The 21,426-nt window shown below is 68.1% G+C and carries 20 protein-coding genes, 1 tRNA gene and 1 pseudogene; 14 read left to right on the top strand and 8 right to left on the bottom strand.

Annotated features, from left to right (window positions below; translation table 11 throughout):
• Positions 1-50: 50 nt before the first annotated feature.
• Positions 51-1,502: a tetratricopeptide repeat protein gene (locus tag ACIPTO_RS11585; RefSeq protein ID WP_401190985.1), complete on the top strand. Its 1,452-nt coding sequence runs from the start codon at positions 51-53 to the stop codon at positions 1,500-1,502.
• A gap of 75 nt (positions 1,503-1,577) precedes the next feature.
• Here ACIPTO_RS11585 and hppD read toward each other — a convergent pair whose 3' ends face one another.
• The gene (gene hppD / locus ACIPTO_RS11580; RefSeq protein WP_401190983.1) at positions 1,578-2,732 is read right to left on the bottom strand and encodes a 4-hydroxyphenylpyruvate dioxygenase; all 1,155 of its coding nucleotides are present in this window, start codon (positions 2,730-2,732) and stop codon (positions 1,578-1,580) included.
• 124 nt (positions 2,733-2,856) lie between these two features.
• On the opposite strand from hppD, the gene ACIPTO_RS11575 reads away from it, so the two are divergent.
• The 7 genes from ACIPTO_RS11575 (at position 2,857) to ACIPTO_RS11545 (ending at position 7,870) form a co-directional block, all read left to right on the top strand.
• Positions 2,857-3,366 carry an Lrp/AsnC family transcriptional regulator gene (locus ACIPTO_RS11575; RefSeq protein WP_366312972.1) on the top strand — a complete coding sequence of 170 codons (510 nt, stop codon included), beginning with the start codon at positions 2,857-2,859 and terminating at the stop codon, positions 3,364-3,366.
• 12 nt (positions 3,367-3,378) lie between these two features.
• Positions 3,379-4,026, top strand: coding sequence for an ABC transporter permease (locus tag ACIPTO_RS11570; RefSeq protein WP_366312970.1), 648 nt, complete (start codon positions 3,379-3,381; stop codon positions 4,024-4,026).
• Entirely contained in the window at positions 4,019-5,266 is a 1,248-nt protein-coding gene (locus tag ACIPTO_RS11565; protein WP_366312968.1) for a betaine/proline/choline family ABC transporter ATP-binding protein, read from the top strand. The genes ACIPTO_RS11570 and ACIPTO_RS11565 overlap by 8 nt, the downstream gene beginning before the upstream one ends.
• On the top strand, positions 5,263-6,063 hold the full coding sequence (locus ACIPTO_RS11560; protein ID WP_401190981.1) for an ABC transporter permease: 801 nt from the start codon (positions 5,263-5,265) through the stop codon (positions 6,061-6,063). Before ACIPTO_RS11565 ends, ACIPTO_RS11560 begins: the two co-directional genes overlap by 4 nt.
• Positions 6,060-7,016: a glycine betaine ABC transporter substrate-binding protein gene (locus ACIPTO_RS11555; protein ID WP_366312964.1), complete on the top strand. Its 957-nt coding sequence runs from the start codon at positions 6,060-6,062 to the stop codon at positions 7,014-7,016. Before ACIPTO_RS11560 ends, ACIPTO_RS11555 begins: the two co-directional genes overlap by 4 nt.
• A gap of 71 nt (positions 7,017-7,087) precedes the next feature.
• Complete coding sequence (locus ACIPTO_RS11550; RefSeq protein WP_366312962.1) at positions 7,088-7,660, top strand: winged helix-turn-helix domain-containing protein; 573 nt, start codon at positions 7,088-7,090, stop codon at positions 7,658-7,660.
• Positions 7,661-7,675: 15 nt separating this feature from the next.
• Positions 7,676-7,870: a hypothetical protein gene (locus ACIPTO_RS11545; RefSeq protein ID WP_401190979.1), complete on the top strand. Its 195-nt coding sequence runs from the start codon at positions 7,676-7,678 to the stop codon at positions 7,868-7,870.
• On the opposite strand, the gene ACIPTO_RS11540 is transcribed toward ACIPTO_RS11545, so the two are convergent.
• The 5 genes from ACIPTO_RS11540 to ACIPTO_RS11520 all read right to left on the bottom strand — a co-directional run bounded on the left by ACIPTO_RS11540 (position 7,867) and on the right by ACIPTO_RS11520 (position 13,567).
• The gene (locus ACIPTO_RS11540; RefSeq protein WP_401190977.1) at positions 7,867-8,661 is read right to left on the bottom strand and encodes a S16 family serine protease; all 795 of its coding nucleotides are present in this window, start codon (positions 8,659-8,661) and stop codon (positions 7,867-7,869) included. The two genes, ACIPTO_RS11545 and ACIPTO_RS11540, sit on opposite strands and share 4 nt — an antisense overlap.
• 155 nt (positions 8,662-8,816) lie before the next feature.
• Positions 8,817-9,458 (bottom strand): IclR family transcriptional regulator, encoded by a 642-nt coding sequence (locus ACIPTO_RS11535; protein ID WP_401190975.1) that lies wholly within the window; start codon positions 9,456-9,458, stop codon positions 8,817-8,819.
• A gap of 360 nt (positions 9,459-9,818) precedes the next feature.
• Positions 9,819-11,627, bottom strand: coding sequence for a DEAD/DEAH box helicase (locus tag ACIPTO_RS11530; RefSeq protein ID WP_366312956.1), 1,809 nt, complete (start codon positions 11,625-11,627; stop codon positions 9,819-9,821).
• A 117-nt stretch (positions 11,628-11,744) separates the two neighbouring features.
• The gene (locus tag ACIPTO_RS11525; RefSeq protein ID WP_401190973.1) at positions 11,745-11,936 is read right to left on the bottom strand and encodes a hypothetical protein; all 192 of its coding nucleotides are present in this window, start codon (positions 11,934-11,936) and stop codon (positions 11,745-11,747) included.
• A 164-nt stretch (positions 11,937-12,100) separates the two neighbouring features.
• Positions 12,101-13,567 carry an MFS transporter gene (locus tag ACIPTO_RS11520; protein WP_401190971.1) on the bottom strand — a complete coding sequence of 489 codons (1,467 nt, stop codon included), beginning with the start codon at positions 13,565-13,567 and terminating at the stop codon, positions 12,101-12,103.
• A gap of 207 nt (positions 13,568-13,774) precedes the next feature.
• On the opposite strand from ACIPTO_RS11520, the gene ACIPTO_RS11515 reads away from it, so the two are divergent.
• The 3 genes and pseudogenes from ACIPTO_RS11515 to ACIPTO_RS11505 all read left to right on the top strand — a co-directional run.
• Positions 13,775-13,849: transfer RNA gene (locus ACIPTO_RS11515), tRNA-Cys, on the top strand.
• Between the two features lie 266 nt (positions 13,850-14,115).
• Positions 14,116-14,991, top strand: coding sequence for a tyrosine-type recombinase/integrase (locus ACIPTO_RS11510; RefSeq protein WP_401190970.1), 876 nt, complete (start codon positions 14,116-14,118; stop codon positions 14,989-14,991).
• A gap of 518 nt (positions 14,992-15,509) precedes the next feature.
• A pseudogene (locus ACIPTO_RS11505) lies at positions 15,510-15,757 on the top strand (NUDIX hydrolase); the annotation flags it as partial.
• A 306-nt stretch (positions 15,758-16,063) separates the two neighbouring features.
• Here ACIPTO_RS11505 and ACIPTO_RS11500 read toward each other — a convergent pair.
• On the bottom strand, positions 16,064-18,661 hold the full coding sequence (locus tag ACIPTO_RS11500) for a helix-turn-helix domain-containing protein (RefSeq protein WP_401190968.1): 2,598 nt from the start codon (positions 18,659-18,661) through the stop codon (positions 16,064-16,066).
• Between the two features lie 151 nt (positions 18,662-18,812).
• On the opposite strand from ACIPTO_RS11500, the gene ACIPTO_RS11495 reads away from it, so the two are divergent.
• Both ACIPTO_RS11495 and ACIPTO_RS11490 read left to right on the top strand, forming a co-directional pair.
• Positions 18,813-19,010 (top strand): hypothetical protein, encoded by a 198-nt coding sequence (locus tag ACIPTO_RS11495; RefSeq protein ID WP_366312946.1) that lies wholly within the window; start codon positions 18,813-18,815, stop codon positions 19,008-19,010.
• A gap of 422 nt (positions 19,011-19,432) precedes the next feature.
• The gene (locus tag ACIPTO_RS11490) at positions 19,433-19,837 is read left to right on the top strand and encodes a hypothetical protein (RefSeq protein ID WP_401190966.1); all 405 of its coding nucleotides are present in this window, start codon (positions 19,433-19,435) and stop codon (positions 19,835-19,837) included.
• A 335-nt stretch (positions 19,838-20,172) separates the two neighbouring features.
• Here ACIPTO_RS11490 and ACIPTO_RS11485 read toward each other — a convergent pair whose 3' ends face one another.
• Positions 20,173-20,712: a hypothetical protein gene (locus ACIPTO_RS11485; protein ID WP_401190964.1), complete on the bottom strand. Its 540-nt coding sequence runs from the start codon at positions 20,710-20,712 to the stop codon at positions 20,173-20,175.
• Between the two features lie 327 nt (positions 20,713-21,039).
• On the opposite strand from ACIPTO_RS11485, the gene ACIPTO_RS11480 reads away from it, so the two are divergent.
• On the top strand, positions 21,040-21,426 hold the full coding sequence (locus tag ACIPTO_RS11480; protein ID WP_401190962.1) for an AQJ64_40280 family protein: 387 nt from the start codon (positions 21,040-21,042) through the stop codon (positions 21,424-21,426).

The following is a 21,426-nucleotide window of genomic DNA, read 5'->3' as shown; positions in this document are numbered from 1 at the left end:
CGGCTTCCGGTGCCGGGATGTGGTCGTCGTACTGACGCAGAGTGAGCGCCATGGAGAACGAACAGCGGAGTCCGGGTACGTCCCTGGTGGCGGAACCGCGGCAGCGCCGCTCCCCCGTTCTGCGGCGGGTGCTGATCGGCGCGGTCGCCGGATGCGCGGTGCTCGGCGGACTGCTGTGGCTGCTGCCCGAGGAGCCGCGCCCGGCGCCGCCGCCCGCGCCGGGGCCCAAGGCGCAGGCGCTGACGGCGGTCACCGCCGGGGTGCCGGCCGCGCTGCCGGACCTGGCCGCGCTGATCGGCGACCGCGAGACGCGGGTACGGGTCCATCCGAGGGACGCCCGGTCGTGGGCGGTGCTCGGCTCGGCCTATGTGGAGCAGGGGCGGCGGACCGGGGACACCCTGTACTACCCGAAGGCCGAGGAGGCGCTGCGTACCGCGCTGAAGGTGCGGGCCAGGGGCAACGACGCGAACGCCGTGGCGATGGACGGCCTGGCGGCCCTGGCGAACGAGCGGCGGGACTTCCGGGCGGCGCGCACCTGGGGCGAGGCCGCGGTGAAGGCGGCGCCGCGCCGCTGGACGACGTATCCGCTGCTGATCGACGCGTACACCGGGCTCGGCGACTACAAGGCGACCCGGCGCACCCTGGACAAGCTGCTGGAGCTGCACTCCGGCCCGGCCGTGATGGCGCGGGCCGCCGCCGTCTACCGCGACCGGGGCTGGCGCGAGGACGCCGCCGCCCAGCTCGCCGACGCGGCGGCCAAGGCCACGGCCCCCGCCGAACAGGCCGCCTGGCTGGAGCGCGCCGGCGAGCTGGCCTGGGAACGCGGGGACCGGGAGGTGGCACTGCGGCACTTCGAGGCGGCCGTCCGGCTCGACCCCGACCAGCGCGAGGCCCTGGCCGGTGAGGGCCGTGCGCTCGCGGCGCTGGGCCGCACCTCGGAGGCCCTGAACGCCTACCAGGTCGCCCTCGCCAAACAGCCGACCCCGCAGTACGCCCTGGAACTGGGTGAGTTGTACGAGTCCCTCGGGCTCACGCAGGCCGCCCGCGTGCAGTACGACACGCTGCGCGCCCTCGCCGCCAAGGACGTGGCGGCCGGTGTCGACGACGAACTCGTCCTCGGTGTCTTCGAGTCGGACCACGGCGACGCGCAGGACGCGGTACGGCGGCTGCGGGCCGAGTGGACGCGGCAGCCGGGCATCCCGGTGGCCGACGCGCTGGGCTGGGCGCTGCACCGGGCCGGGCAGGACGCGGAGGCCCTGAAGTTCGCGTCGGTGGCCACGGACCGGGTGCACGGCGGCGGGGTGCGGGACGCGCTGTACATGTTCCACCGGGGCATGATCGAGCGGGAGTCGGAGAAGGACGCGTCCGCGCGCCGCCATCTCCAGGAGGCGCTGCAGATCAACCCGTACTTCTCGCCGCTGCGGGTGCCGTCCGCGCAGGCCGCGCTGGCGGCACTGGGAGAGCCGCCGAACGAGCCGCCGCCCACCGACAGGCCGGGCTGAGCGGCCCGGGCCACGGTCCTCCCATGTCCCCTGCGGGGCCTGCGTGTTGGCCATGTCCCTTGCGGGACCCGGGTGTTACAGGTTGCCCCGCTTCTCCTGCTCCCGCTCGATCGCCTCGAACAGTGCCTTGAAGTTGCCCTTGCCGAAGCCCATCGAGCCGTGCCGCTCGATGAGTTCGAAGAACACCGTGGGACGGTCCTGGACCGGCTTGGTGAAGATCTGGAGGAGGTACCCGTCCTCGTCGCGGTCGGCGAGGATCTTCAGCTCGCGGAGGGTGTCGACGGGGACGCGGGTGTCGCCGACCCACTCTCCGAGCGTGTCGTAGTAGGAGTCCGGGGTGTCCAGGAAGCGCACGCCGGCCGCGCGCATGGTCCGTACCGTCTGCACGATGTCGTTGGTGTTGAGCGCGATGTGCTGGACGCCGGCGCCGCCGTAGAACTCCAGGTACTCGTCGATCTGCGACTTCTTCTTCGCCACCGCGGGCTCGTTGATCGGGAACTTGACCTTGAGGGTGCCGTCGGCGACGACCTTCGACATCAGGGCGCTGTACTCGGTCGCGATGTCGTCGCCCACGAACTCCTTCATGTTCGTGAAGCCCATGACCTTGTTGTAGAAACCGACCCACTCGTTCATGTGGCCGAGTTCGACGTTGCCCACGCAGTGGTCGACGGCCTGGAAGGTGCGGTGGGCGGGGGCCTCGACCAGCGGTTCGGCGGGGGCGAAGCCGGGGAGGTAGGGGCCGTCGTAGCCGGTGCGCTCGACGAGGGTGTGACGGGTCTCGCCGTAGGTGGCGATCGCGGCGAGGACGACCGTGCCGTGCTCGTCCTTGACCTCGTGCGGCTCGACGAGGGAGCGGGCGCCGTGCTCGACGGCGTACGCGTGGGCGGCGCGCGCGTCCGGCACCTCGATGGCGAGGTCGACGACGCCGTCGCCGTGCTCGGCCACATGGCGGGTGAGGAACTCGCCCCACGGTGTGGCCGGCTTGATGACGGAGGTGAAGACGAAGCGGGCGGAGCCGTTGGTGAGGACGTACGAAGCGGTCTCGCGGCTGCCGTTCTCCGGTCCGGAGTAGGCGACCAGCGTCATGCCGAAGGCCGTGGAGTAGTAGTGCGCCGCCTGCTTGGCGTTGCCCACGGCGAAGACGACCGCGTCCATTCCCTTGACCGGGAAGGGATCGGCCTGCCGGGCGGTGTCGGGAGTGTGGTGTGTGCTCGCAGAGATGACAGCCATGTCCGCAGGCTCCCCCTCCCTCGCAAGGTGCGCAATAGTTTGCGTATCCACTGGACAGTCTGTTCAGCGGTACGCCCGTTCCTACGGGCTTTCTGTACAGGATGACCACCCTCGGAGGCGGGCCATGGGGATCGATCGACTGGACGGCCGGATCATCGTGCTGCTGGCCGAGGAACCGCGCATCGGGGTGCTGGAGATGTCCCGGCGGCTGGGGGTGGCCCGGGGCACGGTGCAGGCGCGGCTGGACCGGCTTCAGTCGAATGGAGTCATCCGGGGATTCGGCCCGCAGGTCGATCCGGCGGCGCTCGGCTACCCGGTCACGGCGTTCGCGACGCTGGAGATCCGGCAGGGTCAAGGCCCGGACGTCCGGGCGCACTTGACGACCGTGCCGGAAGTCCTCGAACTGCACACCACCACCGGCAGCGGCGACATGCTGTGCCGGCTCGTGGCCCGCTCGAACGCCGACCTCCAGCGGGTCATCGACCGGGTTGTCGGTTTTGATGGCATTGTCCGGGCCGCCACCGCGATCGTGATGGAGAACCCCGTTCCGCTGCGGATCATCCCGCTGGTGGAGCAGGCGGCAGGGTCCGCAGAGCAGGCCCTGGACCGGGAGAGGACGACCTGGCCGACGTAGGGGTGTGGGCATGTGAGCTTCTGGGAGTACGTGGGCAACCGGCATCAGCAACTGCTCACCGACGCCTATCAGCACGCCAGCGCGGTCTTCCAGTGCATGGTCGTGGCCACACTGATCGGGGTGGTGATCGGGGTCGTCACCTATCGGAGCGAGTGGGCGGGCAACCTGGCCACCACGACCACGTCGACCATCCTGACCATCCCGTCGCTCGCCATGATCGGTCTGCTCATCCCGATCGTCGGTCTCGGCGTGCCGCCCACGGTGATCGCGCTGACGCTCTACGGCCTGCTGCCGATCGTCCGCAACTCGATCGTGGGCCTGCGCGGGGTCGACCCGTCGCTGGTCGACGCGGCGAAGGGCATCGGGATGTCCCGGCCGATGCGGCTCGTGCGGGTCGAACTGCCGCTGGCCTGGCCGCCGATCCTCACCGGCATCCGGGTCTCCACCCAGATGCTGATGGGCATCGCGGCCATCGCGGCGTACGCCTCCGGGCCCGGCCTCGGGAACGAGATCTTCCGCGGCATCGGGTCGCTGGGCAGCAAGAACGCCCTCAACCAGGTGCTCGCCGGCACGCTCGGGATCATCATCCTGGCGCTGCTGTTCGACGCCGCGTACGTCCTTCTCGGACGGCTGACCATTCCCAGGGGGATCCGTGCCTGAGCCAGCGGTCACCACGACCTCCGGTGCCTCCATCGAACTGGAGAACCTGACCAAGAAATACCCCGGCACCCCGCAGCCGGCGGTCGAGAACGTCACCATGGAGATCAAGGCGGGCGAACTGGTCGTCTTCGTCGGCCCGTCCGGCTGCGGCAAGTCGACCACCCTCAAGATGATCAACCGGCTGATCGAACCGACCGGCGGACGCATCCGCATCGACGGCGAGGACGTCACCGACATCGACCCGGTGAGGCTGCGCCGCAAGGTCGGCTACGCGATCCAGTCGAGCGGGCTCTTCCCGCACATGACCGTCGCCCAGAACATCGCCCTGGTGCCGCGGATGATCGGCTGGTCCAAGTCCCGGATCAGGGACCGGGTGGAGGAGATGCTCGACCTGGTCGGCCTCGACGCCGGCGAGTTCCAGGGCCGCTATCCGCGCCAGCTCTCCGGCGGACAGCAGCAACGCGTGGGCGTGGCAAGGGCGTTGGCGGCCGACCCGCCCGTCCTGCTGATGGACGAGCCGTTCGGCGCGGTCGACCCGATCACCCGCGACCACCTCCAGGACGAGCTGATCAGGCTCCAGCACGAACTGCACAAGACGATCGTCTTCGTCACCCACGACTTCGACGAGGCGATCAAACTGGGCGACCGGATCGCGGTCCTGCGCGAACGCTCGCACATCGCGCAGTTCGACACCCCGGAGGCGATCCTCACCAACCCGGCGGACGACTTCGTGTCCGGGTTCGTGGGCGCCGGTGCGGCCCTGAAGCGGCTGAACCTGACCCGCGTACGGGACGTGGAGATCACCGACTATCCGACGGTCACCGTCGACGATCCGCTCCAGGACATCTTCAACCGGCTCCGCGAGAGCGGCACCAACGAGATCCTGCTGCTCGACAAGCGCGGCCGGCCCTACAAGTGGCTGCGGCGCGGCGACATGATGCGCGCCAAGGGGTCGCTGGCCCGGGCGGGCACGCTGGTCAGCGACACGGTGACCAGGGACGCGACGCTCCGGGACGCGCTGGAGGCGGTGCTCACGGACAACGCGGGCCGGGTCGCGGTCACCGGGCGGCGCGGCGAGTACACCGGGGTCGTCGACATGGAGACGCTGATGAACTCCGTGCACGAACTCCTGGAGGCCGACCGGCTGGAGGCGATGGAGGCCCAGCACGAACTGGAGGAGGCCCGGGCCCTCCAGACGCACGCCGAGCAGGAGGGCGCCGGAGGGGAGGAACCGGCGTGACCACCACCCCCGAACTGGAGGAGGAGACGGAGGCCGCCGCGCCGCCGGCTCCCCCCGCACGCCGTCTCACCTGGCAGAAGCTGACGATCCTGCCCGCGTTCCTGGTGGCGGTCCTGCTCGCGACCTGGCTGTGGTTCAACCAGGCGCACCTGGACGCCATCTCGAAGAACGCGCTCTCCAACGGCCAGGTGAGCAAGGCCCTTTGGCAGCACGTCCAGCTGACCGTGATCTCCACGTTCTTCGTGCTGATCATCGCGATCCCGCTGGGCATCCTGCTGACCCGGGGAGCGTTCCGCAGAGCGGCCCCGGTGGCGATGACCTTCGCCAACATGGGACAGGCCACCCCGGCCATCGGCCTGCTGGCCCTGCTGGTGATCTGGCTCGGCACCGGCGAGAAGGCGGCCCTGATCGGCATCATCATCTACGCCGTCCTGCCGGTCCTGTCCAACACGATCGCGGGCCTGAAGGCCAACGACCCGACGCTGCTGGAGGCGGCCCGGGGCATCGGCATGTCCCCCCTCGGCGTCCTCGCCAAGGTGGAGCTGCCGCTCGCCGTCCCGCTGATCCTGGCCGGCGTCCGGACGGCCCTCGTCCTCAACGTCGGCACCGCCACCCTGGCGACCTTCGGCGGGGGCGGCGGCCTCGGCGTCCTGATCACCACCGGCATCACCACCCAGCGGATGCCCGTCCTGGTCCTCGGCTCGATCCTTACGGTCAGCCTCGCCCTGCTGGTGGACTGGCTCGCCTCGCTGGCCGAACTCCTCCTGCGGCCAAGGGGATTGGAGGCCAGAGCATGAAACGCACCTGTCTGATGACGGTCGGCGCGCTCGTCGTCGTCGCCGGCTGCGGACTGACCAGCGGCTCACCCATGGTCGACGACGTCAGCCCCGGCACGATCGGCCGCGGCGAGCCGCTCAAGGGCGCCCATCTCACCGTCACGTCGAAGGAGTTCACCGAGCAGCTGATCCTCGGCGCGATGATGGGCATCGCCTTCGAGGCGGCCGGCGCGGACGTCCTGGACCGGACCGGCATCCAGGGTTCGATCGGGGCGCGCGAGGCCGTCAAGTCCGGTGACGCGGACGGGATGTACGAGTACACCGGCACCGCGTGGATCACCTACCTCGGCAACAGCAAGCCGATCACCGACCCGATGGCGCAGTGGCGGGCGGTCCGGGACGCGGACCTCAGGAACGGCCTGACCTGGCTGCCTCCCTCGGCCCTCAACAACACCTACGCGCTGGCCATGAACCAGGCCAACTTCAAGAAGTACGGCACGAAGACGCTCTCCGAGGTGGCCGCGCTGGCGAAGAAGGACCCGGGCGCGGTGACGCTCTGCGTGGAGAGCGAGTTCGCCAACCGCGCGGACGGCCTGCCGGGCATGGAGAAGGCGTACGGGATGAGCCTGCCCGCGAAGAACATCACGCAGATGGACACCGGGATCATCTACACCCAGGTGAAGAAGGGGAGTTGCACCTACGGCGAGGTCTTCACCACCGACGGCCGCATCAAGTCGATGAACCTCGCGGTGATGGCCGACGACAAGAAGTTCTTCCCCAACTACAACGCGGCGCCCGAGATCAACACGAAGGCCCTGAAGAAGTGGCCGGCCATCGCGAAGGTCCTCGACCCGCTGACGAAGAAGCTGAACAACACGGTGGCGCGGACGCTGAACGCGAAGGTGGATGTCGACGGGGAGGATCCGCATCAGGTGGCGCTGGACTGGATGAAGGCGGAGGGGCTGGTGAAGTAGGGGTCGGCTACAAAGGGTTGGTTGCAAAGAAGTGGTTGCAATGACTTCTTTGCAACGGTAGCTTTGTGGGCATGCAGGAGCCCGAACCCGCCAAGTACCGCAATCTCGACGCCCGTTCACTGCGCGGGCTCGCCCATCCGCTACGGATGCAGTTGCTGAACGCGCTGCGCCGCTACGGCCCGGCCACCGCGTCGATGCTCGCCGAGCGGCTGGGCGAGTCCAGCGGGGCCACCAGCTACCACCTGCGCCAACTGGCCACGCACGGGTTCGTCGAAGACGCCCCGGGGCGCGGCAAGGGCCGGGAGCGCTGGTGGCAGGCGGCCGAACAGGGCATCGGCTTCGACGAGAACCTGCTCATCGACGCGGACCCGGCGGTGCGCGGCGCGGCCGACCTGTTCCTGCACGAGGTGGCGACCACCCACGCCCGTGAGCTCTCGACCTGGGTCGGCACCCGGGAGGACTGGCTGCCCACGTGGTCCCACTCGACCGACATGAGCGACTGGACCGTACGCCTGACACCCGAGCGCACCCGTGAACTCGTCGGAAAGATCCACGAGTTGCTCGAAACCTACGCGGACGAGGAAGCACCCGACGCAGCACAGGTCCGCTTCCACCTGCATGCCTTCCCGACCGACTCAGAGTGAGAAGAGGCAACCCCGATGCACCCGGACACCCATCTCGCGCTGCACCGCACCCGAGCCGCCGAACTCCAGGCCCGAGCCGAGGCACACCGCCTCGCCGTCGAAGCCCGACCGCTCCGCCGGGACCTCCGAACCCGCCTCGGCTGGACCCTCGTGGAACTAGGTCTGCGGCTGGCCTCGGCGCCCGCCGGTGCGAAACCGGCGCTGGTCTAGCAGCCGGGCACGGACCCCTTGCCTGTCTCCAGCGCCTGCAGGGCGGACACCGCGCCCTTCAGCGTGGTCACCGGAACCAGTCGTAGCCCCTTGGGAAGTTCCGACTTGGCGTCCGAGCACTCCGCCCTCGGCACCAGGAACACCGTCGCACCGTCCCGTCGCGCGGCCTGGGTCTTGAGGGCCACTCCCCCGACCGCGCCGACCGTACCGTCGGTGCCGATCGTCCCCGTACCGGCGATGGTGCGGCCGCCGGTGAGGTCGCCGCCGCTGCCGTTGCCGTCGAGTTTGTCGATGATGCCCAGGGTGAACAGCAGGCCCGCGCTGGGGCCGCCGACGTCCGCGAGCTTCAGCGTGACCTTGACCTTCTTGTCGCTGAGGTGCAGATAGTCGAGCGCGGCGGTGGTCGCGTCGTCCTGCGACTCCTGCATCTGCTCGCTGTTGTGCTGCTCGATCTCCTTGACGCTGTTGCCGCTGGGGTAGACCGAGTCACGCGGCATGACCGCCCGGTCGGTGCGGAACCAGCTGTCGAGCACATCGCTCAGCGAGACGCGCTGATCGGGTCCCGTCGCCTCGATCGTCGTCATGCGCAGCTGACCACTGGTCGTGCGCACCGGCGCCCCGGAGATGGTGATCACCGGAGTGCCCTTGTTCTCGCCGAGCACGTTCGCGGTCAGACCGGGCTGCGCCAGCGAGAACGGCAGCGGCGCGAGAGCCACGGTGGCGAGCAGGGCCACGACGGGCAGGGCGCAGACGGCTACGGCCCGGGGGCGCGTGAGGCGAGAGAGGAGCACGGGATCAATCTAACGCGAGGGTCAGGATCGGCCGGGAGCCGGTCAGGTCATGGGGCCGGCATGCGCACCGCTCCCACCCCGCCCGCCCCGGCTCAGCGCAGCGCCACCCCGCTCCCCCACCGACCCGGCGCAACGCCGCCCCGCCCCCTCCCCGCTCAGCGCAGCGCCTCCGCGACCTCTCGCGCCGCGTCGACCACCCGCGGTCCGACCCGCTCGGGCACCGCGTCCGCCAGCATCACGACGCCGACGCTGCCCTCGACGCCGGTGACGCCCAGCAGCGGGGCCGCCGCGCCGCTCGCTCCGGCCTCCAACTCGCCGTGCGTCAGGGTGTATCCGGGTTCCTCGGCGGCCTGGTGCCGGGCGGCGAGGATCGCGCGGCCGGCCGCTCCCCGGTCCAGCGGATGGCGGAAGCCGGCGCGGTAGGCCACGTGGTAGTCGGTCCAGGTCGGTTCGACCACGGCGACGGCGAGCGCGTCGGCCCCGTCGACCAGGGTGAGGTGAGCGGTCGCCCCGATGTCCTCGGCCAGCGAACGCAGCGCGGGGAGCGCCGCTTCCCGTACCAGCGGATGCACCTGGCGGCCGAGCCGCAGCACGCCGAGTCCGACGCGGGCCCGGCCGCCCAGGTCACGGCGTACGAGAGCGTGCTGTTCGAGGGTGGCCAGCAACCGGTACACGACGGTCCGGTTGACGCCCAGTTTGTTGGACAGTTCGGTGACGGTCAGCCCGTGGTCCGTGTCGGCCAGCAGTTTGAGGACACGCAGTCCCCGGTCGAGCGTCTGAGAGGTCTCCGCGGTCACGACGCCCACTCCTTAGGTGGTGAGGTCGGCGGCCCCCTCGCGGCGGATGCGTCACCGAGTCCCGTCAGTGACGCGCTACAGAGGCCGCCGATCGGCGAGGCGGCCCGGCGTGTCCGGGCCCAGTCGCTTCACGGCTGCGCTCCGCGGCGGCGCTGCCACGGGGCGTGTGCGTAGCGGGACACTAGCGAAGCCGGTTCGCTGAGCGGAAGTCTCCGTCCAGAATCCGGGCACCGGCTGGTACGGACCGGCACCCGTTCATGTCGATATGTCCTGACCTGTGAACCGCCCTGCGCGGATTCCGCACAGATGTGCTGGTCGGCCGACGGAATCCGCGCGGATCCGCTGCGGATCTGCTCCGGGTCACTTCATGCGGGTGGCCCACTCCTGGACCTTCGCGATGCGCTGCCGCAGCTGCCCGGCCGTGGCCTCCGCGCTCGGCGGTCCGCCGCACGTGCGGCGCAGCTCGGTGTGGATGACGCCGTGCGGCTTGCCGGTCTGGTGGACGTACGCGGAGACCATGGTGTTGAGGGACTTCCGCAGCTCCATCATCTCCTTGTGCGAGACGACGGGCCGCCGCTCGGCGGGCAGCTCCAGCAGGTCGGCCTCCTCGTCCGGCTTCTTCCGGCTGTGCGCGATCTGCCGGGCCTGCCGCTTCTGGAGCAGCATCTGCACCTGGTCGGGTTCGAGGAGGCCGGGGATGCCGAGGTAGTCCTGCTCCTCCTCGCTCCCCGGGTGCGCCTGCATGCCGAACTCGGCGCCGTCGTAGAGCACACGGTCGAAGACTGCCTCGGACTCCAGGGCCTCGAAGGAGAACTGCTCCTGCTCGCCGGTGTCCTCGTCCTGCTCCTTGTTCGCCTCGTCCATCTCCTTCTCGGACTCGGCGTAGGGGTCCTCCTCGCCCTCCTTCTTCGGCTTGTCGAGGGCGTGGTCGCGCTCGACCTCCATCTCGTTGGCGAAGGTGAGGAGGTCGGGGACGGTCGGCAGGAACACGGACGCGGTCTCGCCGCGCCGCCGGGACCGCACGAAACGCCCGACGGCCTGGGCGAAGAAGAGGGGAGTCGAGATGGTGGTGGCGTACACGCCGACCGCGAGCCGCGGCACGTCGACGCCCTCCGACACCATGCGGACGGCGACCATCCACCGGTCGTTGCTCGCCGCGAAGTCGTCGATGCGCTTGGAGGCACCGGTGTCGTCCGACAGCACGACGGTCGCCTTGCTGCCGGTGATCTCGCGGATCAGCTTGGCGTAGGCGCGCGCCGAGTCCTGGTCGGTGGCGATGACGAGGGCGCCGGCGTCCGGGATGCCCTTGCGGACCTCGGTCAGCCGCTGGTCGGCGGCGCGCAGCACGCTCGGCATCCACTCACCGCGCGCGTCCAGCGCCGTACGCCAGGCCTGGCTGATCGCGTCCTTGGTCATGGGTTCGCCGAGCCGCGCGGCGATTTCGTCCCCGGCCTTGGTCCGCCAGCGCATGTTGCCGCTGTAGGAAAGGAAGATGACGGGCCGGACGACCCCGTCGCCGAGCGCGGACCCGTAGCCGTAGGTGTAGTCGGCGGAGGACCGCCGGATCCCGTCGTTCCCCTCCTCGTACGTGACGAAGGGAATGGGATTGGTGTCCGACCGGAACGGCGTACCGGTGAGCGCGAGCCGCCGCGTGGCGGGCTCGAAGGCCTCCAGGCACGCCTCGCCCCAGGACTTGGAGTCACCGGCGTGGTGGATCTCGTCGAGGATGACGAGGGTCTTGCGCTGCTCGACACGGTTGCGGTGCAGCATCGGCCGTACGCCGACACCGGCGTACGTGACCGCGACGCCCTGGTAGTCCTTGCCGATCGGCCCCGCGCTGTACTCGGGGTCCAGCTTGATCCCTATCCGCGCGGCCGCCTCCGCCCACTGCTTCTTCAGGTGCTCGGTCGGCGCGACCACGGTCACCTGCTGCACGACGTGGTGGTGCAGCAGCCAGGAGGCGAGGGTGAGCGCGAAGGTCGTCTTGCCGGCGCCGGGGGTCGCGACCGCGAGGAAGTCCCGCGGCTGCTCCTGGACATACCTCTCCATGGCCCCCTGCTGCCAGGCCCGCAGCTTGCTCGCGGTGCCCCAGGGGGCGCGGCCGGGGAAGGCCGGGGAGAGGTGATGGGAGGAGGCGGAAGCGGACGAGGAGGCGGCGGTAGTAGTCACGGTCTCCGGGTTCGTGGGTAGGGCTGCTCGGCTACGTATGACAACCGGGCCACCCTACCGGCGGCCCGACGCTGTCAACGCGCGGACGACGCCGGGGTGGCGGGGGTGGGACTGACGTCACACCCCTGCTCCGGCGAGGCCCCACAGCGCCTCCGCGATCACCACGACGTCCGTCTCCGTCCCCGACATCATGTCGATGACCAGGCGGTACGCCGGTTCGTGAGCCACCTCGGCGAGACCGACGAAATTGACGAGCCCGACGAGACCGACGAGACCGACGCCGTTCATGGGCGCGGGAGGCCCGCTCACCTTGTCGCCGGAGCGCCGGTCCGCATGCCGGTCGGAGTCCCGTCCGTATTCCTTCGGAGCCCCGTCCTCATGCCGACGGAGTCCGGTCCTTGTGCCGTCGGAGTCCTGGCCCACCGTTCGCCCGGTATCCCGCGCCGCGCTCGCCCGGCATCCCGCTCCAGGAGTCACTTCTCCGCGCCGCTCCCCCGTACCCGGGTCGCCACCCACGCCCCTGCCAGCGCCACCACCGCCATCGGCAGGAACACCGCGGCGAAGGCCCCCGGATGGGACCCGTTGCCGCTCGCGGAGCCGACCGTGTGACCGACCGTGCCACCGCCCAGCGCGCCGAACGCGGCCCCGCCGACGGCGAGCAGCATGGCGTTCGACAGTCCGTCGGAGATCTGCAGCGCGGCCGAGTTGGCGCCGGCCTCCGCCGGGGCGGACAGCTGGAGGAGGAGCACGCTGGTCGACGAGACCACCAGGCCCATCCCGAAACACCCGAACGCCCACGCGACGGCGACGATCCACACGGGCACCGACGGAACGAGGACGCTCGGCGCCCCGGCGATGGCCGCGGCCACCAGCACCATCCCGAACGTCATCAGCCGTTCCCGGTACGGTTCGAGCCCCGCCCGGGACTGCACCCACGACCCGACCGCCCACGTCCCGCCGCCCGCCGCGAGCGAGAACCCGGCCAGGGTCGGCGACAGCCCCCGCTGCGTGACGAGCATCAACGGTACGAAGGACTCCGCCGCGATGAACGACCCGGCGGCCAGCCCGCGCAACAGGACGACGGAGGGCAGCCCGCGCGCCGCCCGGTACGTCCCGCGCGGCAGCAGCCCGAGCACGGCGGGCACGAGCAGCGCGACTCCGGCGACGGCCGGGACGAGCGAGACCCACCGCAGGTCCTGAGCGGCGTACTGGACGAGTCCGGCGCCGAGCGAGATGCCCAGCGCGAGCCGGATCCGACGCCTGTCGAACGGCACCGGTGACGCACCCGGCGAGGACACGGGCCCGGCAGCCCGCCGCCGTATCTGCGGCAGCGCGAGGGCCAGCGGAAACACCACGAGCACCGGGATCCCGACGAACACCCACCGCCATCCCAGCTGCTCGGTCACCGCCCCGGAGGCGAGCGGCCCGACGATGGACGGGACGACCCAACTCGCGGCGAACGCGGCCATGATGGCGGGCCGCAACCTCTCCGAGTACGCCCGCCCGACCACGACGTACAGGGCGACGATGACCAGTCCGCCCCCAAGTCCCTGGACGGCCCGCCCCAGGATGAACACCCACATGACCTGGGCGGTCCCGGCCACCACCAGCCCCGCCGCGAACGCCCCGATCCCACTGGTCAGCGCCCCGAGCGGGCCCCGCCGGTCCGACCACTGCCCGGCGAACACCATCCCGAACAGGCTGGTCGTGAAGTACCCGGAGAACGCGAACGCGTACAACGACACCCCGCCCAGCTCCCGGGCCGCAACGGGCATCGCCGTCCCCACCGCGGTCGCCTCGAAGGCGATCAGCAGCACGACGGACACGATCCCCACGCTGAGCGCCCGATGCGACCGTCCCAACACGGAGTCACGGCACTCGTCGGCCAGGGTGGAAGCGGTGTGCGTGACATCGGCGTCACGTGGTTCGAGGACGGTCATGCCGGCCAGCGTAAGGTCCACGGACCGGGTTGACCCCTGTCGGAAGACGGTCCACGACTGAGACCTTGGTCGTACGACCAGCACCACCGTCCCCTCCACGGTCTGCCACTCCCCCGTTCATGAACGGCGTATGGCAGTCCCGTTGCACCACCTCGGGCCCTCTTGTCCGGCCCCGCTCCCCGGCCCTACGGTCAAGTCACCCAACACGGCCGTGTGCCCGAGTGGTTCAGGGACTCGCCTGCAAAGCGAGTTACGCGGGTTCGATTCCCGCCACGGCCTCCAAGTACATCGATTACCTGCACGTTTACACATTGCGGAATGCTTCCAACGTCTGGGACTCCCACACCAGCCAGGGCTACGTCAGTCGCTTGGTCCTCTACCGACTGACCTAGCTCCAGAGCGCCACATGGCGCAGAGGGAGCCCCGCAGTGCCACGTACACCTCTCCGGAGCGCGCTCAAGAAGCCTCAGGGCAGCGCTGAGCCGACACAGCCGACAGCACCTCTCCGCGTAGTCGACGGACGCTCAGCCACGGCTGCGCGTACGGCCATGCTGGAAGAGCTGGACTTGCACCTGAGCACGATCACCAACAGGTTCGGCCGACCGTTCCAGCGCAAGACCATCAACGCGTACAAGTTCGCTGGTGTCGCTCTTCACAACTGGATGACCGAGAGCAGTATGGAAGGTGACTTCACTACGTGTGATGTAGCCACCCTGAACCGCTTCTTTCGCTGGTACTACCAGGTTCACGACGTACCCAAGTCACAGGATGGCAAGGGCGGTTACACGGGAGGGACGAACACCCTTCAAAGGAACCTGCGCCCTCTGTTCATCTACTTGGCAGAGGAATACGACCACCCAAGCCCCTACGACTCCCTCAAGCTCCACAGGTATACGGCTCCCCCTATCGGTAAGCCCAAGACGCTCTCAGAGGAGTTCGTGACCGACGTACTCAAGGTCACAGGGAACGACTCCCCCAAAGTCCGTGACTTCCAGACCGTGAGGGATCACGCGATCATCCGTGTACTCACAGAGGGACTGAGAGCAGAGGAGTTGTTGAACCTGCGGGTTGAAGATCTGGACCTGACTGGACACACGTTGGTCGTCGCGCCTCTCAAGATGGACCGGAGCAGCACTGACGGGAGGGTCATTCCTCTTCAGCCCAAGACGGTAAAGGCTCTCGTTCGGTATCTCCGAGTGCACTCCACTCACCCCATGACGGACGCAACTCCGTTCCTTTGGCTCGGTACCCGTGGCAGGGGTCCACTCCAGTACAGGGGTCTGTACGTCATGGTGAAGAAGCGCGCTGAACAGGCAGGTTACGACCCTGCACAGGTAGCCCCTCACTCGTTCTGCCACACGTGGGCAGACGACTTGAAGGCAGCAGGAGTCTCGGGAGAACACATCATGGCTATCCGGGGATGAAAGTCCCCTGCCATGCTTCGACGCTACGGAGCAGAAATGGCCAGCACTCGGGCCGTGAACGCCGCACAAGGATTGGGAGACAGATACTAATTCGACACAAAAAGAAAGGCCCTGCCAAATAGCGGGGCCTTATTCTCTTTCTTTATTGAATTCCGAATCCCGACCCCCCACCCTTAAAAGTTGGTAAATATTCGGGGGCGGGCTGGTCTTTCGAGCGCGTAGAGTTCCCTGAGGGTTAGGCAGTAGCCCTAATGGCCACCCGGACGCGTAGCGGTTTCAGTAGCCGTTTACTTCAGCTCGAACCAGACGGTTTTCTCTGAGAGGTAGTTCCCTTTTCCCTCATTGAATCGTCTGTGTTCAACCCCCCAACGGGAGGCCATGAGATGAACCAGGATGATCCCCCGTCCGCTCTCGGACCCCAGCGCCGGACTAATCACTACGGGGTGTTGATCTGACGCATCGTCCACTTCAACCCTGATGACTTCTGGCAGGTAGAGCCACCGAGTCGGAATCAGCCGGTCGAGCGTCTGACGGGCGTCTACAAGAACAGGAGCCGGGGGGCGTCGCGCTGGTCTTCCGATGCCAGCCGATCGACGGCATGGAGCGCACGTCGAGCGAGCCGACGGCCGTGGAATTGCTCACCGTCGACGAGGTGGAGAAGTGGATGGGCGAGGTCTACGCGGTGCGCGTGCTGGACGCCCTGGGCGCCACGGCAGCGCCCCATGTACGCGCCCATGACGGTCGCCACCTGCTCGAATCCTCCTGAGTCATGCCGCACGGCGTACGGGTTGTTGCCCTGGTCCTTGTCCTGTGCGCTGACAGACGCTGCTGGCAGCGTCACAGTGGCGGCGCAGAGAGCACCACTCGCACCGCGGCCACGAATCTCTGATGCTTGACGTTGACGTCCTGCAACACCTCGTCAACCGGGGCTGTGTGCCGGCATCGAGTCCCCGATTGCCCCGCAACGGCTCGATGCATCGCGCTTACACGGCAAGGGCCGTACAGACTGGCTGTCCGGTCGCTGGCGGCATGAGGGCCAGCAAGGGTGACCCGCGTCTGGAGACTCGCCAGCTCATGGCGCTGTTGGAGCGCCGTCCGGATCAAGGCCGTAGGGCCACCAGGCTTTCAGTAGGCGGCCCATATCATCAGTACGGCCAGCATCAACGGCCTGCCGGGCCAGAAGTTCGGCCCGCTCATGGTCTCCAATTCCCTCCCACCGGTAAACCAGGCGTGCCAGAACGTTCGGATTGCCAGCGTCGGCGGCTTGCCAGGCCAGGGCTACGGCCCCTTCGATATCTCCTGCTTCCTCCCGCCAGCCAGCCAGGAAGTCAAAGGCATACCTGTCGCCAGCTTCAGCGGCCTGCTGCACCAGTTCTTCGGCCGCTGCTCGGTCACCGGTTCCCTCAATGACTCGCAAGGCCAGGAAGGTCAGCGCGTTCGGGTTACCGGCCTCAGCGGCTCGCTTGGCCAAGGCTTCAGCCTTTTCATGATCTCCGACTTCCTCTCGCCGGATGGCCAGAAGCGTTAGAGGGTTGCAGTGTCCGGCGTCCGCAGCCCTCTGAGCGAGGGCTTCAGCCCTCTCATGCTCTCCGGCATTCTCCCGCCGCGAGACCAACGATGCGAGGGCGGTCGGAGGGCCAGCGTCAGCGGCTTGCTGAGCCAGGATCTCGGCTTCCTCAAGGTCTCCCGCTTCCTCCCGCTGCTCAGCCAGGAGTGTTAGGGCATACCAGTCTCCAGCGTCAACGGCTTGCTGAGCCAGGGCTTCGGCTCCGTCGTTATCTCCCGCTTCCCTCCGCCAGCTGGCCAGCAGCGCGAGGGCCCGTGAATCGCCAGCGTCAACGGCTTGCTGAGCCAAAGCTTCGGCTCCGTCGTTATCTCCCCCTTCCCTCCGCCAGCTGGCCAGGATTCTCAAAGCGTCTGGCTCACCGTCGTCAGCGAATTTCCGCACCAGGGCTTCGGCTCTCTCGCGATCTCCGTCTTCCTCTCGCCAGGACGCCAGAAGCGCGCGGAGTCTCGGGTAACCAGCGTCGGCAGCTTGCTGAGCCAGAGCTTCGGCTCCCTCAAGGTCTCCCTCGTTCTCCCGCTGGAAAGCCAGAGACGTCAGCGCTCGCGGGTCTCCGGCGTCAGCCGCTGGCCGGAGCAGGGCTTCAGCCTCCTGGCGGTTTCCGGCGTCCTCAAGCCAAGTGGCCAGGTGCTGCAAGGCGTCCGGATGTCCGGTGTCGGCAGCACGGTGCATGAGGTGGTGAGCCCACTGGAGGCGGTGTCGCGCGCGAGCTGCCTCTGCGAGCGTTTTGAGGTCGTCAGGATTCGTGATTTTGGCGTGGGCGGCGTACCAAAAGGAGGCGGGTGGACACGCTAGGCGACGCGTCTTGCGGCCGTGTTGTTCGAGGTAATCGGCGAGCCGAAAACCCGGCCCGGCTGTGGAGCTGAGCGGTGCGACGAGGTGCGCCGTGTCCGGCGGGCGGCGGGGCGGGCGGACTGTGACGCGACGCAGGGGGGCTTGCTTGCCATGGACGGGCTCGGCGAGTTCAGCGAACGCGGCTTCCACCCAATCATCAGTGAGATTGTCGTAGTCGGTGTCGGTGAGGTAGTCGCTTGCGGCGTCGATGAGGAAGGTCTGGAGCAGGTGCAATCCGACGCCGAGCCGACGCGCATCCATCGCCACCTCCAGCAACGCCCTGGCCGCAGGGGAGCTGTGTTCGTAGCGACGCAGGAGTTCGGGGGCGCCAGCCAAGTCCTGTGTCACACGTCCGTGGTTGCCCGCCCGGGTCAGAGCGTCGGCCAGCAGCCGGTCACCGCCTTGTGCAAGGACAGTGGCGGCGTACAGCGCCTCTGCGTCGAAGCTGTCTGGGACGCTGACCGTGCGTCCGGACAGCAGTTCGCGCACGCGGCCGTGCGGGTCCGACTGGCCGGGCACGGACACGGCGGCATACTGGCGGTCGTACTCGGGCCACAGGGTGCCCAACACCAAGACGGGCATACGCCTTTCATCAATGAGCAACGCGTGGAGTGCGGCGGCGATCTGCTCTCCCACGTGGGCATCCCCGAGGTAATGCTGGGCCTCGTTGAGCCACACAACGGTCTGTGGCCGGACGCGTTCGATTGCGTCGAGAGCGGCTTCGGCACGCGTGGGATCAAAGGGGTGCCACAGTCGCCACCCAGCATTAGTCAGCGGCCGAACGGCTTCCCAGCAGGCCCGGGTCTTGCCGGTTGAGGAGGTACCGACCAGGACCACCATGCGGCTGCGCCCCGCTTGGGCATGCCGCACCGCTTCCGCCAGGCTTCGGTCATGTGCCCGCAACACATAGCCCGGCAGCTGCCGCTGTCTGGGCGAGTCGGCCCAGTCTGTTACCGTGCCGGCGGAGTGGACCTCCAGGTCATGAGGCTCCCACTGGTCGATCGGCTTACCCGGTCCCGACGCTTCCGCGATCGTCGGTTCTGCCTCTTCAGCCTTGGCAGTTCGCCGGATCTCTAGTAGCTCCTCCACGGGCAGGCCCAGAGCCTTGGCCAGTGCGGCCAGCGTCCTGGCGGACGGCGCGGGCCCGTCAGACTGAAAGGCCGACCACACGGTCGTACGCGCCAGCCCGGAGCGGCGAACGAGCTGTGTTTTGTTCAACCCGGAAACGGCCAGCCTGTCGTTCAGCCGCTGACGCAGCTCGGCGAGGGACACATCGGGCTTTCCCTGCCCATCGTTCACCTGTTCGCCCCCGGTCGCTTGGTGTGTTCGCCAACGTTCATCTTCGTCCGCCGTGAACCCCGGCGTACACCGTTTCCGCGACCTTCGATCGCGTCAATGCCCTATCGCCTACAGGGAGGCTGGCGTGTCCATCGCTGTCGTTCTACTCACTGCCGCACTCGTGGTCGTCTTCGCGCTTCTCGCCGCCGCCAGCGCAGGGAAGCTCGCCCGTCTGGACGGCGCCAGCTACCCCAGCGCCATCCGTATGGCGGCCGCTGCGTTCGCAGTGACACTCAGCCTCGCGTCCGCCGTGACAGCCGCCATCGCCGCCGTGCACACCTGATCTGCAACAACCTCGCTTCAAACGACGTGGCCGCGCGCAGTAGGGCTAGCCGGGCCACAGGTGAACTCCTATAGCCCCCTAGGTCCTTCCTTGTCCCGGTCTTTGTCTAATGCGCTGCCGGACGCTGTAGTTCATGGTCGTCCGCCGCCCCCTCCTGACCTGCAGCGCGAACGTTCATGAACCACCCCATACAGCCGCGCGGACAGTTGGAAAAGCGTGTTGGGGGCATCCCCTCGCGAGTTCGAATCTCGTATTCTCCGCCAGTGCCTCACCAGGCACGATGTCGAAGGGCTCCAGTGTTCACGGTGGGGCCCTTCGACGTTGTTCGTCTCAGGCGACGTGCCGGCGGTGCGAGGTGGGCCTATGCGGGGCAACAGAAGGCAACTCAGTCTTCCCCCATCAGACAACGACTCCTTATCGGCGTGCAGATCATCAAGGCAGACGCTCCACCAACCCGTCGCCGGGTGATAACCCACACTGGCGGAACACTGGACGGTCCCTTCCAGGACCTGGAGAAGCAGGTGCTCGAAGTTCTGAACGACAGGCAGAAGATTCGTCAGGCCGAGTCATTGCCGACCATCCTGTTGGTGGAAGCATCCCGCTCAGGTCTCGCATGGATGCGCTCGCAGCAGATCTGGGCTACACGGTTGGCTGCGCGGCTCCCCGACTCGACGCCCTTCCGGGGCGTGGGCGTGATGATCTCTTCCCTTGACAGTCCTAAAGCGTCGCTGTCCATAGGGCTTCGGCCGAACATCTCGCCCGAGGACGCCGATGCGGTTCACGGACTAGCGAGGGACCTTGGGCTCTCAGGGCTCTCAGGGCTCTGAGGCGCTCAGCGCGACAACAGGGCCTCGCGACACCCCCGTCGCCGTCTCAGTTTCCGTCTCGTTCATCCTCGTACGTGGCCGTCCGGACCCGGTCACCCAGCCCCAGTGATCGCAGCATCCGTACGAAACTGAACGCCCTCGAACACAACCGAATCAGCCCCTGACCAGCCCGGACAAACCTGCAAAGCGAGTTACGCGGGTTCGATTCCCGCCACGGCCTCGATGGATTCGACCGGGCAGAACGATGGGGCGGCATTCCGACAAGGATGTCGCCCCGTCTCGGTTCCGGGCGACGGCATGGGCCCGCCTGCGCTTCCCGGCAACCGTCGGAATCGTCAGCCAGACCTGCGGCGCCGTATCGCACGGCCTCGCCGGGCCAGCAGCAGGTCGGCGCCCGACGGTCCTCTGAAGCGTTCGGAATCGGCCGCGAATCTTTCCAGTATGGAAAGCAGGTGGTCGTCCACGAAAGGCGACTCGCGCTCCTTCAGTACGTAGGGTTCGACGGCGCGCCACACCGATTTCACTCGGCCTCGCACCATGACCATCGCGACATCTTCTCCAATCACCCCTAACGCGTACATTCCGGCGAGAGTCTGAAAGAAGTAAGCAACGCTATAGACGCTTTTCTTCGCTTCCGGCGGCAGCCCACTCAGCCCCAGTTCCGGGGAATGCTCCTCCCGCAGCCTGGAGCAGACGTAGTCGTACCGCTCATGGAACTCCACCCTCCTGAATTCACCGAGAAGGTCGAGCAGGGCCGGTATGTAGTTGGCGTGTCGCGCGATCGCCAACTGCCGCAGTCCGAACAGCAACGAAATGGCGACCGCACAGATGGAAATGAAGAGAGCCAGGAGGTTCAACAGCAGGGTTCCGTCCACCGGGACATGATAAAGGCGGCCTCAGTGACGAGAAAGACTCTCACGGAGGCACATTCGCCAACCAAGATCGGGAATCACCGTTAATCACCGGAACCCGTGACGGATTTTTTCTCACTGATCCGACAGGTCAAAAGGCGACCCCGTAGAACCACCCTTTTCACGATCCTCTGTTGCACCTGCGGTCGGCTCATTCCGCGGTTGGCCTCCGCCGCTGCCTCGGTGCGGCTGCGCAAGGTAAAGGTATCTGGATGCCGCACGCCGGTCCGGCGCCGCAGCGGTCGGTCGGGCAACCTCCGCCCGCGTCCGGTCGTCTTCTCGGGCATGGAGATGGCGAAGCAGGATGCCGTGGTGACCTGGGTCGACGCGCGGGGTGCGTTGCCTTCGAGTGGTACGCCGGTCGCGGCCGCGATCACCGGGCGGTATCCGGTGGACGGGGACGCCGGGTCCGGCAGCGGGCTGGGAGAGGAATTCTGGCTGGTGCGGCCGATGTACTTCACGACGCTGCACCTCGACGAGGACGGGACGGAGCACCGGGACTGCTTCGTCGACTCCGACGGGGTCGTCCGGCTGCCCTACGGACTCGACAGTGCCGAGACCGTGACCCACTGGGCCGAACTGCCCACCCTGCCGGGCGGGTTGGCGTCCCGGGCGGTTCTCGGGGAGGACGTGCCGGCGGCTCTCCACAACGCGTGGAGTACCCGGTCCCGTAACTGA

It is taken from the genome of Streptomyces sp. NPDC090083 (assembly GCF_044747445.1).
Classification (GTDB): Bacteria; Actinomycetota; Actinomycetes; order Streptomycetales; family Streptomycetaceae; genus Streptomyces.
Note: the sequence above shows the minus strand (reverse complement) of the source record. Positions and strands in the feature narration are given on the sequence as shown.